Source organism: Arenibacter sp. ARW7G5Y1 (genome assembly GCF_003201775.1).
Classification (GTDB): domain Bacteria; phylum Bacteroidota; class Bacteroidia; order Flavobacteriales; family Flavobacteriaceae; genus Arenibacter.
In genome coordinates this window covers 209,458-223,336 of record NZ_QJJZ01000001.1, presented here as the reverse complement: position 1 = coordinate 223,336, position 13,879 = coordinate 209,458, and the positions used below count along the sequence as shown (strand labels likewise).

Annotated in this window: 15 protein-coding genes; 6 read left to right on the top strand and 9 right to left on the bottom strand. The window is 40.7% G+C overall.

Annotation, left to right across the window (positions count from 1 at the left end):
* The first annotated feature begins 139 nt into the window (after positions 1–139).
* The 5 genes from mscL (at position 140) to arfB (ending at position 5,520) form a co-directional block, all read left to right on the top strand.
* On the top strand, positions 140–541 hold the full coding sequence (mscL, locus tag C7972_RS00875) for a large conductance mechanosensitive channel protein MscL (RefSeq protein ID WP_110354321.1): 402 nt from the start codon (positions 140–142) through the stop codon (positions 539–541).
* A 232-nt stretch (positions 542–773) separates the two neighbouring features.
* Complete coding sequence (locus C7972_RS00870) at positions 774–1,763, top strand: aspartate-semialdehyde dehydrogenase (protein ID WP_110354320.1); 990 nt, start codon at positions 774–776, stop codon at positions 1,761–1,763.
* Positions 1,764–1,881: 118 nt separating this feature from the next.
* Complete coding sequence (locus C7972_RS00865) at positions 1,882–4,041, top strand: prolyl oligopeptidase family protein (protein ID WP_110354319.1); 2,160 nt, start codon at positions 1,882–1,884, stop codon at positions 4,039–4,041.
* Between the two features lie 92 nt (positions 4,042–4,133).
* Complete coding sequence (locus C7972_RS00860) at positions 4,134–5,108, top strand: ABC transporter ATP-binding protein (RefSeq protein ID WP_110354318.1); 975 nt, start codon at positions 4,134–4,136, stop codon at positions 5,106–5,108.
* A gap of 7 nt (positions 5,109–5,115) precedes the next feature.
* Entirely contained in the window at positions 5,116–5,520 is a 405-nt protein-coding gene (arfB, locus tag C7972_RS00855; RefSeq protein WP_110354317.1) for an alternative ribosome rescue aminoacyl-tRNA hydrolase ArfB, read from the top strand.
* A 21-nt stretch (positions 5,521–5,541) separates the two neighbouring features.
* On the opposite strand, the gene C7972_RS00850 is transcribed toward arfB, so the two are convergent.
* The 9 genes from C7972_RS00850 to pdxA form a co-directional block, all read right to left on the bottom strand.
* On the bottom strand, positions 5,542–6,240 hold the full coding sequence (locus C7972_RS00850) for a cyclase family protein (RefSeq protein ID WP_110354316.1): 699 nt from the start codon (positions 6,238–6,240) through the stop codon (positions 5,542–5,544).
* A gap of 53 nt (positions 6,241–6,293) precedes the next feature.
* On the bottom strand, positions 6,294–6,749 hold the full coding sequence (locus tag C7972_RS00845; RefSeq protein ID WP_110354315.1) for a 3-oxoacyl-ACP synthase: 456 nt from the start codon (positions 6,747–6,749) through the stop codon (positions 6,294–6,296).
* Positions 6,750–6,803: 54 nt separating this feature from the next.
* Positions 6,804–7,919 (bottom strand): FAD-binding oxidoreductase, encoded by a 1,116-nt coding sequence (locus C7972_RS00840; RefSeq protein WP_110354314.1) that lies wholly within the window; start codon positions 7,917–7,919, stop codon positions 6,804–6,806.
* 187 nt (positions 7,920–8,106) lie between these two features.
* A complete protein-coding gene (gene accC / locus C7972_RS00835) occupies positions 8,107–9,459 on the bottom strand; it encodes an acetyl-CoA carboxylase biotin carboxylase subunit (RefSeq protein ID WP_110354313.1) in 1,353 nt (450 codons plus the stop codon).
* A gap of 91 nt (positions 9,460–9,550) precedes the next feature.
* On the bottom strand, positions 9,551–10,036 hold the full coding sequence (gene accB / locus C7972_RS00830) for an acetyl-CoA carboxylase biotin carboxyl carrier protein (RefSeq protein WP_110354312.1): 486 nt from the start codon (positions 10,034–10,036) through the stop codon (positions 9,551–9,553).
* 33 nt (positions 10,037–10,069) lie between these two features.
* Entirely contained in the window at positions 10,070–11,065 is a 996-nt protein-coding gene (locus C7972_RS00825; RefSeq protein ID WP_110354311.1) for a beta-ketoacyl-ACP synthase III, read from the bottom strand.
* 174 nt (positions 11,066–11,239) lie between these two features.
* Entirely contained in the window at positions 11,240–11,437 is a 198-nt protein-coding gene (gene rpmF, locus C7972_RS00820; protein ID WP_031445940.1) for a 50S ribosomal protein L32, read from the bottom strand.
* 8 nt (positions 11,438–11,445) lie between these two features.
* Positions 11,446–11,979, bottom strand: a complete 534-nt coding sequence (locus C7972_RS00815; RefSeq protein ID WP_110354310.1) for a DUF177 domain-containing protein — start codon at positions 11,977–11,979, stop codon at positions 11,446–11,448.
* 160 nt (positions 11,980–12,139) lie between these two features.
* Positions 12,140–13,192, bottom strand: coding sequence for a 4-hydroxythreonine-4-phosphate dehydrogenase PdxA (gene pdxA, locus C7972_RS00810; RefSeq protein WP_110354309.1), 1,053 nt, complete (start codon positions 13,190–13,192; stop codon positions 12,140–12,142).
* Between the two features lie 70 nt (positions 13,193–13,262).
* Here pdxA and C7972_RS00805 point away from each other — a divergent pair, with 70 nt between their 5' ends.
* Positions 13,263–13,853, top strand: coding sequence for a riboflavin synthase (locus C7972_RS00805; RefSeq protein WP_110354308.1), 591 nt, complete (start codon positions 13,263–13,265; stop codon positions 13,851–13,853).
* Positions 13,854–13,879: the final 26 nt, after the last annotated feature.

Sequence of the window (13,879 nt, the reverse complement as noted above, 5' to 3'; positions counted from 1 at the left end):
AGGGTTCAGGTTTATACCAGAGGTTAAAACTAGAATTAAAAAGATATGTTCACTGTACCCAACATTTTTATTTAACATTTTGTTAAGACGTCTATTTGGGTTAAATTGCAGATAGTATTAATCAAATAAAACACTAATTATGTTAAAAGAATTTAAGGATTTTATTATGACAGGCAATGTCATTGATTTGGCAGTTGCTGTATTGCTCGCCGGGGCTGCAGGCTTGGTCGTCAGTGGATTTGTCAACGATATCATGATGCCAATTGTAGGCTTTTTTACGGGAGGTGTGGATTTCTCCGACATGCAATATGTTCTTTCCGAAGCTGTCGTCGCCGCGGACGGAACGGTTGAAAAACCAGCAAGTGCCATTCGTTATGGAGCTTGGATCAATTCTATAATCAATTTAATTATTGTTGGTTTTGTTTTATTCTTGATCGTAAAGGCCTACAATAAAACCAAAACCCCACCGGCACCACCGGCACCAAAAGGTCCAAGTCAGGAGGAACTTTTAACACAGATCAGGGATTTACTGAAAAAATAATTTTTTATAAAAGCATTGTGTACTTGGACTTGAGATAGAAGTACAACCGCTACACAACCAACTAACCAACAAAAACCGTCAGCTAGGATTCGCTATCCAAGTTGACGGTTCTTTTATTTTACAAAGTTATTTTTGTAACAATTTGTTATATTTTTAATATATTCCTATTTATGTATTGTTTAATAGCCTATATTCAGTACATTTGCCCACTGAAATTTTAATCATAATAGTAATGAAAGTAGCTGTAGTTGGTGCAACGGGAATGGTCGGGGAGGTAATGCTAAAAGTATTGGCAGAACGTAATTTTCCAGTAACGGAATTATTGGTAGTGGCCTCGGAAAGATCTGTAGGTAAAAAGTTAAGCTTCCAAGACAAGGAGTATACCTTAATTGGGCTGGAAACTGCGGTTGCCGCCAAACCGGACATTGCCATTTTTTCAGCCGGAGGGGATACTTCCTTGGAATGGGCGCCAAAATTTGCCGCTGTAGGTACCACGGTAATAGACAATTCCTCAGCCTGGCGTATGGATCCCACCAAAAAACTGGTGGTTCCGGAAATAAACGCCTCCGAATTGACCAAAGAAGATAAGATTATAGCAAATCCAAACTGTTCCACAATACAGATGGTATTGGCACTTTCCCCCCTTCATAAAAAATACAAGATGAAAAGGGTGGTCGTCTCCACTTACCAATCGGTTTCCGGAACCGGGGTAAAAGCAGTACGGCAATTGGAAAACGAAATTGCAGGAATACAAGGGGAAATGGCGTATCCTTATCCCATTGGGAAAAATGCATTGCCCCATTGCGATGTATTCCTGGATAATGGATATACCAAGGAAGAAATGAAATTGGCCAGGGAGCCTCAAAAAATATTCAACGACAGAACATTTTCCGTAACTGCTACGGCTGTTCGTATCCCAACGGCCGGAGGTCATTCAGAGTCGGTCAACGTTGAATTTGAAAACGATTTTGACCTTTCGGAAGTAAGAAGGTTGTTGAGCGAAACACCAGGAATCGTTGTCCAGGACAATACCGATACCAATACCTACCCTATGCCCATATATGCACATGGAAAGGATGATGTATTTGTAGGCCGTATTAGAAGGGACGAAACACAGGCCAATACCTTGAACATGTGGATCGTTGCGGATAACTTAAGAAAGGGTGCAGCCACCAATGCGGTACAAATTGCCGAGTATTTGGTCCAAAACCAACTAGTTTAATAGAATCCATATACCAAAACCCTTCAATCCCTAAAGGGTAAATGAAGATGTTAAAACCTTTGTAACTACCATTTGCAAAGGTTTTTTTATGCTATTTTTGGTTTCTGAACAGCCTTAAATGAAAACATTCATATTGATCCCACTGGCTGGAATACTGATGCTAGCCTGTGAACCTGCCCAAAAAAAAGATACTGTCATTTTGAAATATCCAAACACAAAAAAAACCGATTCCGTAGATACCTATTTCGGAACAAAAGTACCGGACCCATTCCGTTGGTTGGAAGACGACCGAAGCCCCGAAACAGAAAATTGGGTCCAATTACAAAACGAGACCACTTTTAACTATTTGGACAAAATTCCCTATAGAAGAGAACTAAAAAAACGTTTGGAGCAATTATGGAATTTTGAAAAGTTGGGATCTCCGTTCAAAGAAGGCGATTACATCTATTTTTTTAAGAACGATGGTTTACAAAATCAGAGTGTATTGTACCGTAAAAAAGGAGATGAGGGACAGGTAGAAGTTTTTCTGGATCCGAATACCTTTTCCGAAGATGCCACCACCTCCTTGGCGGGTATAAATTTTTCAAAGGATGGTTCCATAGCTGCCTACTCCATATCCGAGGGTGGAAGTGATTGGCGAAAAGTAATTGTCATCAATGCGGAAGACAAGTCCATTGTTGAGGACACCCTAGTTGACATTAAGTTTAGTGGTGTTTCCTGGAAGGGAAACGAAGGCTTCTTTTACTCCAGTTATGACAAACCCAAAGGAAGTGAACTATCTGCCAAAACCGACCAACATAAACTTTACTATCACAAACTTGGGACTCCCCAAAAGAGCGATGAGGTGGTCTTTGGCGGTATTTTATCGGAAAAACATAGATATGTTGGAGGTTACGTTACCGAAGACAATAGGTATCTAATAATTTCGGCCGCTGTTTCTACTTCTGGGAACAAATTGTTCATAAAAGACTTGACGCAACCGGAGAGCCAACTGAGGACCATATTGGATTCTACGGATAGTGATAGCCATATCATAGACAATGTGGGATCCAAATTATTCATATTGACCAATAGAAACGCGCCCAATAAAAAAGTAGTAACCGTGGAAGCAGATAATCCAACACCTGAAAATTGGAAGGATCTAATTCCAGAAACACAAAATGTTCTTTCTGTGGGCACTGGTGGAGGTTATTTCTTTGCAGAGTACATGGTAGATGCCATTTCAAAAGTATATCAATACGATGACCAAGGCACAATGATACGCGAAATTGCACTTCCAGGACTAGGAAGTGCCGGTGGTTTTGGAGGAAAAAAGAAGGCAACCGATCTTTATTTCACCTTTACCAATTACAATAGCCCGGAAACCATTTATAAATTGGATATAAAAACCGGTAATTACACCGTTTATTGGAAACCTGAAATAGACTTCAACCCAGAGGACTATGTATCCACACAAGTATTTTACCCTTCCAGGGACGGAACTAAGATACCAATGATGATTACCCATAAAAAAGGATTGCGGTTAAATAGCCAAAATCCTACCATTTTATATGGTTACGGGGGCTTTAACATAAGCCTTACGCCGACTTTTAGTGTTATAAATGCCGTGTGGATGGAGCAAGGCGGCATCTATGCTGTGCCCAACCTAAGAGGTGGAGGTGAATATGGCAAACAATGGCATGATGCCGGTATTAAAACCCGTAAACAGAACGTCTTTGACGATTTTATTGCTGCCGCCGAATATTTAATAGCCGAAAAATATACATCATCGGACTATTTGGCCATTAAGGGAGGTTCCAATGGTGGGCTCTTAGTGGGTGCCACCATGACCCAAAGACCGGATTTAATGAAGGTGGCCCTTCCCGCTGTAGGCGTTCTGGATATGCTACGGTATCACACATTTACCGCTGGTGCCGGCTGGGCTTATGATTATGGGACAGCTGAAGACAACTTGGAAATGTTTAATTATCTGAAAGGCTATTCCCCTCTGCACAATGTTCGGAAAGGGGTAGCATATCCGGCTACCTTGATTACCACGGGCGATCATGATGACAGGGTGGTACCAGCCCATAGTTTTAAGTTCGCTGCGGAACTGCAGGATAAGCAGACAGGGGACAACCCTACCCTAATACGAATAGAAGTAAATGCCGGCCATGGTGCAGGCACTCCTATTAGCAAGACCATTGAGCAAAATGTGGATATTTTTGGATTTACCTTGTTCAATATGGGCTTTAGAGAACTCCCGAACAAGGGAGTTTTAAAAGATTTTAAGGATTAGTTTAAAAAAAATCGATAATTTTGTTCTAGAGTCCGTTTCTTTTAGAAATGGACTTTTTTTATACCCTCTAAGTGCATTTATAGTTTTAGCCCATGTTACAAGTCAATTCCCTTTCGTTTGCCTATGATAAAAAACCGATACTTACCAATATCAGTTTTAAGGTAGGTAAGGGAGAACATATTTCCATTGTAGGTGAAAGCGGTTGTGGTAAAAGCACCTTGCTCAAAATTATTTACGGTCTTTTGCAGCCCCTGCAAGGCAACATATTCTGGGGAGAAAAGCAGGTGATGGGCCCCGATTTTAATTTAGTACCCGGGGAATCCTTCATGAAATACCTTTCCCAAGATTTTGATTTAATGCCCTTCACCACCGTGGCTGAAAACGTAAGTCAGTTTTTATCTGTTTTTTATCCAGAAGAATTAAAGGCAAGAACCACTGAATTATTGGAAATGATAGACATGGTCCCCTTTGCAAAGGTCAAGGTAAAAAACCTGAGTGGAGGGCAACAGCAAAGGGTTGCTTTGGCCAGGGTTTTGGCGCAAAAACCTGAATTACTTTTGTTGGACGAACCCTTCGGGCATATTGACAATTTTAGAAAAAATCAACTTAGAAGAAATCTCTTTGAATATTTAAATAAAGAGGGGATTAGCTGTATCACCGCTACCCATGACCACCAAGACATTTTGCCCTATGCCAAAAGAATCATAGTAATCAAGGATCAGACAATAATGGCGAATGCCAATACCCGAGATCTGTATAACAACCCGAAAAATATTTATACCGCCAGTTTGTTCGGGGAAGCCAACCTAATACCCATAAATATAATAAAATCTTATGGAGATTTGGAGCGAAAAATCATTGTATACGCCCATGAATTTAGGGTCTCAAATAAATCTGGAATTCCAACCATTGTTGAAAGATGCTATTTTATGGGCAGTCATTTTTTAATTGAAGCCATATCAGGAGCGCAAAGAATACGGTTCAATTCCGAAGAAGCGCTAACCATCGGTAAAAAGGTATTCCTAAATATTGCCTTGGAAACCATTAGCCAACGTCTAAAACCATAACATACCATTGAATAGGGAAGGAATCATACAGGAACTAACATTTAAAGCAGTGCGGAGCAGTGGTGCCGGAGGACAACATGTAAACAAGGTTTCCTCCAAAGTGGAACTGACCTTTGATCTGGAAAATTCCAATTCCCTGACCGAAACGGAAAAAAACAGACTTCTCAAAAAACTGTCGTCCAAACTGAGTAAGGAAAACATTCTTTTAATGCAATGTGAGGAAACCCGTAGTCAGCATAAAAACAAGGAACTGGTCATCAAAAAATTCCTGGAAACCCTCGAAACCAACCTGGAAGTTCCAAAAAGACGAAGAAAGACCAAACCCAGCAGATCGGCCATCGAAAAACGATTAAAAGGCAAAAAAAAAGCGGCCCTAAAAAAAATAAACAGGAGCAAACCCAAGCTGGATTAGTCCCCGGGTAACAACCTAATGCTACCCCTCCCCAAAAACAGCTACGGCCCGGACAGGGGATCCGGTACCGCCCCTGATTTTCAAAGGCAAACCTATAAATCTAAAGCGCCCTCGACCAATCAGGAGCTGCAAATTGATCATATTTTCATAATGCGTAAAGCCCATTTGTCCGCAAATATGATGTACCTCTTTATTGGATACCCCTGGAATACCAGGAGACATCATTTCCACGCCAAATGCAGAAATGCCATGCTCTCCCAACCAACGTACCGCAGAAGCACTTAGTCCCGGACCACGGCCCCAGTTGGCACTTCCATAAGTTCGTCTATAATGATCGGTATAGATCAAAACCGTATCACCTTTTTTTATTTCCGTGTTGCCTTTGGAACAAGCCGATAGCAAATCTGCCGGTTCTATTAATTGCATTAGGCCCTTGTGGGACAAGTCCAAACAAATTCCCTCCGTATAGAACATAGTGAGCGGCATGGTGTCTATGGACTGCCCCCTAAATTCACGTGCCATATGGCTAAGGGAATCCACGTGGGTGCCAGTATGTTCGCTCATATCCAACTTGTAGACACTTGGGGATACCGTGTTGGCATCGGTAATCCCGTCCCATTGTTCATGGGAAGCATACATCTCCATCTTAACCTCGGGAAGGCTCTTATACACCGCCATTCCAGAAAATATTTCCTGACTTAGATCAATAATTTCAACCATAATGAGAAAATAATACTTTTAAAACCAAATACTTCCCTCTGCAGCTCCAGCAACTACCCGAGCTGCTGTATTACCATTTGCCTAGTATTAAAAACAACCATATCGCCCACAGTTTTCCCCAATAACAATTTCCCTATGGGGGTATTTGGTGCAATGGCAAAATAGGACACCCCATTTATCTTCAACTCCCCCGCACTTATCCCTATATAATAATTTTGTTGATCGGTAAACACCACACTGCCCAATCCCACTTTTGACAAACTCGCTTGTAGCGGTATCTTTTTAAACAACTCCTGCAACAATTGTGCTTCCGCCAGTTGATTGCCCAACTTTTCGCGTTCCAATTGAATCATAGCCCTTCCCGTTTCATGCTTATCCCCGGCACTACTTTTGGTCTCGGAGGTCAAAGCTTCCTGTAGGGAATCGATGTTGCTATTGATACGCTCCAACCTCTTCCCTATAAATACTTTACAAAACGCATATAATTGTTGTTTTACCGAAGAATCCATTCAGAATAAAATTTTTTAAATTATGGCGGATTTTAGCCCATTGAAACTTTAAAACTACTTCATCAAATTAGCCAATTCCTTACCAACCAAACTACCAATGGCAATTCCCATCCCTCCCATTCGCACCCCGCAATATACATTTTTGCCCAATTGCTTTACAATAGGCTTCTTTTGTTTGCCCATTCCCATAATACCGCTCCATCTTAGGTCTATGTCAAAGGAGGTATTGGGCAAAATGACTTTATGTAGTATATGCTCCAGCCTATTCTGGATCAGGGCGGTCTCGCCAAAGGAGCTAGTTTCCTCACCCTTAAAATCGAGATTTCTCCCCCCTCCCAATAAAATTCGATTGTCTATATTCCTAAAATAATAATACCCTTCCTCCAAATGAAAAGTTCCTTTAATATTCAGGTTGTTTATAGGTTTGGTAATCAGTACCTGAGCTCGGGCCGGGCGTACCGTTTCCCCAATTAATTGGGAGGCAAAACCATTGGTTGCAATGAATAGTTTGTGGGTCTTAAATTCGAAATGATCGGTTTTAACAGCAACGTGATCCATATTCTCTACATAGCCTTCCACCCCAATGGCATTTAAGACCGTAACACCCAAATTCTGCACTTTATCCAGTAAAGCCTTCATCATTTTACCGGTGTTGATCTGCCCTTCAAACGGGTTTGTGATATAATACTTCTGGATCCCCTCAAAATTAAAACTATTGGGATGTACTTGAAAAGAGTCTGTCTTAAATACCGGATTCAATAAGGAATTCACCCATTCCAAATTGCCCAGGCAATCTTCAAATAGCTCTTCCTGTTCCTGGAAATAAACTTCATGCCCTCCGTGGTTCTGATAATCTATTTGTTCATCACCAAGGTTCTCCCTAAGTAACTGTATCCCCTCCAAGCGCTTTTGCACCAATTGCCGGACTTCCTCCTCCGAATGCATTTTTAAATCCGATAAAACCTCCGAAATACTGCCAAAACAGGCAAATCCAGCATTTTTAGTACTGGCTCCTTGTGGCAGCAGTCCTCTTTCCAAGACTAAAATCTTAGCTTTAGGGAATTGCTCCTTTAAATACACAGCACAATTAAGCCCCACTATTCCGCTGCCTATAATAGTGTAGTCTATATTGGACAACCAAGTTTTATATTCCCAATAACTTAGGTTCATATAGGGTAGGTGCATTTATGATCAAGGTAACAAAAGTGCGATAAAGGTATTATTAATTTAGATACGAATAATTAATGGTGAAGGGTCCATTCAATAATCCTTTAAACTAAAAAAGCGGATTAAACTGTTGGTTGCCCCCCAGTTTAATCCGCCTCTTCCAAGAAATAATTGTGTTGTTAAAAGCTGATTATTCCGCCGGTTGTGGTGCCATTACAAAGTCTTCCATAAACTTTGTGGTATAATTCCCGGCCAAGTAGTCCGGGTGATCCATGAGCTGTCTATGGAATGGAATGGTGGTCTTAATTCCTTCTATTACAAACTCATCCAGCGCACGCTTCATCTTATTGATGGCCTCCTCCCTGGTTTGGGCCGTGGTAATCAACTTTGCAATCATGGAATCATAATTGGGCGGTATGGTATATCCACTATAAACATGTGTATCCAATCTAATCCCGTGTCCCCCTGGAGTGTGCAGGGTGGTAATCTTTCCTGGAGAAGGTCTAAATCCGTTATACGGATCCTCGGCATTTATTCTACATTCAATGGAGTGAAGTTTTGGAAGATAATTTTTCCCTGAGATGGGGACTCCACCTGCCACCAAAATTTGTTCCCTAATAAGGTCATAATCTATTACCTGTTCTGTTATGGGATGTTCTACCTGTATCCTGGTATTCATTTCCATAAAATAGAAATTCCGGTGTTTGTCCACTAAGAATTCTATGGTGCCAGCTCCTTCGTACTTAATATATTCTGCTGCTTTTACAGCCGCTTTCCCCATATCGTCCCTCAGCTTATCCGTCATAAAGGGGGAAGGAGTCTCTTCCGTTAATTTTTGATGACGACGCTGTATGGAACAGTCCCTTTCCGAAAGGTGGCAAGCCTTTCCATACTGGTCCCCTACAATCTGAATTTCTATATGACGTGGTTCCTCGATCAACTTTTCCATATACATTCCACCATTGCCAAAGGCCGCTGTAGCTTCCTTTACGGCACTGTCAAAAAGATCCTCCATCTTCTCTTCGGACATTACGGCACGCATTCCCTTACCTCCACCACCAGCAGTAGCTTTGATCATAACGGGATATCCCATCTTTTTAGCTACCTTTTTGGCATCGGCTACATCTTTTAGCAGACCATCAGAACCTGGTACACAAGGTACACCAGCCTTCTTCATGGTTTCCTTTGCCGTGGCCTTATCTCCCATCTTGTCTATGTGATCACCTGTAGCTCCAATAAATTTGATATCGTGCTCAGCACATATTCTGGAAAATTTGGAGTTCTCCGAAAGAAAACCATATCCCGGATGAATAGCATCTGCATTGGTAATTTCTGCCGCAGCTATAATATTGGGAATCTTCAAATAAGATTCACTACTTGGGGCAGGACCAATACAAACCGCCTCATCCGCAAAACGAACATGCAGGCTCTCTTCATCGGCCTTAGAATATACCGCAACCGTTTTAATACCCATTTCCTTACAGGTCCTAATAATCCGTAGCGCTATTTCCCCCCTATTTGCAATAAGTATTTTTTTAAACATCTTTTGAAATTTTAAATTTTGTAATCTAAATTTTAAATGGTTCGGACTGACCAGAGAAAATTGTCATCCGACATTTAACATTTAAAACTTCTTATGATGGATCTACCAAAAATAAAGGCTGATCAAATTCTACAGGTGAACTATCATCTACAAGAACTTTCACAATGGTCCCGGACACTTCGGATTCAATATCATTGAATAGTTTCATGGCTTCTATAACACAAAGCACATCCCCTTTACCAATGGTATCGCCTACCTCAACAAAAGAAGGTTTATCAGGTGAAGGTTTTCTATAAAAAGTACCGATTATAGGCGATTTTATGGTAATATATTTTGAATTTTCATCAGCTTCCTTTTTCACCTCTACTTCAACAGAAGGAGAAGCGGCAGGAGCGGCAGCCATTTGCTGTGGCATATGGCCCCCCATAGGAATTTGCTGTACATAAGTTGGTTCTGTGGTATGACCAGCTGCCCCGGTTCGGATGGTGATCTTTATATCTTCCATCTCCAATTTTACTTCACTAGCCCCAGATTTGGCGACAAATTTAATTAAGCTTTGAATTTCTTTAATATCCATAGAGTTCGTATTAGTTTATAGGTTGCGACAGATTTATGAATTGTATGCCCATTTTAAATAAATGGAGCCCCAGGTAAAACCACCACCAAAGGCTGCAAAAACCAAATTATCACCTTTCTTGAGCTGTCTTTCATAATCGCTCAATAAAAGTGGCAAGGTTGCGGAAGTGGTATTTCCGTACCTCTGTATATTCATCATTACCTTGGAATCTTCCAATCCCATTCTGTTGGAAGTGGCGTCTATAATTCTTTTGTTGGCTTGGTGGGGCACCAACCAATCAACATCCTCGTGCGACAAATTATTTCGTTCCATAATCTTTGCGGCGGAATCGGCCATATTGGTCACGGCAAATTTAAAGACCGACTTCCCATCTTGGTAAATAAAATGTTGTCGGTTTTTAACGGTTTCCTCCGAGGCAGGAAGCAAGGAGCCACCTGCATCCATTTTAAGAAAATTTCTTCCAACGCCATCCGACCTTAAATATTCATCCTGAAGACCTAGACCTTCGTTATTTGGTTCAAAAAGTGCTGCACCGGCACCATCCCCAAAAATTATACAGGTAGTTCTATCGGTATAGTCAATAATAGAGGACATTTTATCCGCACCAATAAGCAATACCTTTTTATATCGTCCAGATTCTATGTAACTGGCAGCCGTGGACATTCCGTATAAAAAGCTGGAACAAGCAGCTTGCAAATCATAAGCGAAGGCATTAGTGGCTCCAATTTCCGAAGCCACATAGGCAGCAGTTGCAGCAACCATCATATCTGGAGTTGCAGTTGCAACAATAATTAGTTCGATCTCCTTGGGATCCAATTTTTGCTTTTCCAGAAGTTGCTCCGCCGCTTTTATGGCAAGATAGGATGTACCTAGCCCCTCCCCCTTTAAGATTCTCCTTTCCTTGATACCGGTTCTTGTCGTAATCCATTCATCATTGGTATCCACCAAAGTTTCCAAAATCTTATTCGTCATTACAAAGTCTGGCACATAAGACCCTACAGCAGTAATAGCAGCTGTTATTTTGCTCATCTAAATTTGATTTTTATCAATAAATCTTCAAAAACAATTGAAAATTTGTGAAAATTAGTGATTTTCTGTGACTTTAAGTTTAAAAACACCTTGTTTTTGAATTTTACCTCACCCTCATAAAAAAACTCCCACTCTTAAGAAGTGGGAGTCCAAATTATATTGTGCCTAGGTGAATTATGCTACTGCTTCCTCAGTTTTGTCGATCAAAACCTCCCCACGGTAGTATAATTTACCTTCATGCCAATGAGCTCTGTGAAACAAATGCATTTCTCCAGTAGTTGGATCTTGTGCTACAGTAGGAGCTACCGCCTTATAGTGCGTTCTTCTCTTGTCTCTTCTGGTTTTGGAAATTTTTCTTTTAGGATGTGCCATTATGAAACTTATTTATCCGTTAATAATTTTTTTAAAGCGTCCCACCGGGGATCGATATCTTCTTTGTTTTCCTTTGTATCTTTTGGTTGGAGTTCTTCCAGCCTGTCCAACACTTCTGATTGTAAAGTGCCGTCCAAAACCCCAGGATGAACCTTTTTGAGCGGAACCGACAATACCAACATTTCATAAACATATTGTGCAATATTGATTTGGTATTCACTATGTGGAATAATCAATATTTCATCATTGTCATTGTTGTACTCATCACCAAACTTAACAACCAATTCCAAATCGGCCTTGATTTTTTGATCATAAGGTTCGCTAGTTAGATCACAATTAACATTTACTGTTCCCCGTGCCTCCATTTCCAACTCCATCATGGTACTCATTTTATTCAAGGTAACGTCTAATTTAATATCCGCAGCATTGAATTCATCATACTCAAAAGACTCAAAGAACGTATTCTCTATAGTGTACTCAAACTCGTGTTTTCCCTGTTTCAGTCCCGAAAAAGGAATAATAAACTCCTTATGCTGCATCATGATCCACACTGGTTTTAACGTACCCGCCGCAATAAAGGCGGGTGCAAAGATACTATTATTTTGTAAAAAGCCAACAAATAGACCGAAATAAATATATTCCGATTAAATTTCCATAATTCAATGATATCACGCCGAGTAGCGCCCCCATATTTAGGTAAGCCTATCCCTGTCTTTTTAATTTATGTTTCTTTAAAGGATTCCCAGTTAATTCCTTATATTCCTGTCTATTTTTAAATATATGGAGGGCCGCAAATACTGCTTCCTTGAAAGAGCTATTGTCGGCAACACCTTTACCTGCAATTTCATAGGCTGTTCCGTGGTCTGGGGAGGTTCTCACTCTATTAAGGCCTGCGGTATAGTTTACCCCTTTCCCAAAAGACAAGGTTTTAAAGGGTATTAGTCCCTGGTCGTGATAAGCGGCTAGAATAGCATCAAAATTTTTATAATTGTCAGATCCAAAAAAGCTATCAGCGGAGTAAGGCCCAAAGACCAAATGCCCCTTTTCCGACATCTCTTTGATGACCGGTCTCATAACCTCATCATCTTCCTTACCTATTACACCGTTATCTCCGCTATGGGGATTAATCCCCAACAATGCGATCTTAGGTTTCCTAATTCCAAAATCCATCTTAAGGGAATTGGAAATGGTGGCAATTTTAGAGCGTATCAATTGCGGTGTAATGCTGGCTGCAACATCCTTTACGGCAACATGATCGGTAAGCAAGCCCACCCTTAAACCATCGGCTACCATGAACATTAAGCTTTCTCCTTCCAATTCCTTGGCCAAATAGTCGGTATGCCCTGGAAATTTAAAATCCTCGGCCTGTATATTGTTCTTATTAATAGGTGCCGTAACCAGAACATCTATATCGTTATTCTTTAGGGCCGCTATTGCCGCCCTTAAAGACTGTATGGCATATTTTCCACTTTCAGGGGTTGGCACCCCAAAACTTACGACCGGAGTTTCCTTCCATACGTTCACCACATTTATCTTTCCATCAATTGCTTTGGAAGCATCCTGTATGCCATTATAATTAATTTCCAGTCCCAACTCCGATTTTTGGTGGGAGATGGTTTTATTGGATGCAAAAATAACCGGTGTGCAGAAGTCCAACATCCGGGAATCTTCAAATGTCTTAAGTACCACTTCGCACCCAATCCCATTTAAATCCCCAATGGATATCCCCAATTTTATTTTTCCAGTTTCCTGCATTTCGTCTCTTCGTTTAATATGAAATAAACCCTTAAATTTACAACACAAAACTACTTAATTAAAACGACACATGTTTACTGGGATTATTGAAACTTTGGGAGAAGTAATAAAATTGGAAAAAGAGGGAAGCAATCTTCATATTACCTTAAGATCTAAGATTACCCAAGAACTAAAAATTGACCAAAGTGTTGCGCATAACGGAGTATGCCTTACCGTCGTAAAAATTGCAGCTGATCAATATACCGTAACCGCCATTGAGGAGACCTTGGAAAAAACCAACTTGAACGATCTTCGTGAAGGAGACCTTGTAAACCTGGAACGTGCCATGGTACTAGGGGCCAGATTGGACGGACATATTGTACAGGGACATGTGGACCAAACCGGGGAATGTATTGATATTAAAGAAAAGGATGGCAGCTGGATTTTCACCTTCAGTTATAATTCCCTACAGAATAATGTCACCATTGAAAAGGGATCCATAACCATAGACGGAACCAGTTTAACCGTAGTTGGATCCCAGAAAAACAGCTTTAGCGTTGCCATAATCCCTTATACTTATGAGCATACCCGATTTGGAAGTTATACTATAGGAACAAGGGTCAATCTGGAGTTTGACGTAATAGGAAAATATGTATCCAGATTATTGGAACTCAGAGGATAAAAACCAAAGGATTATAGTAAAGTTTT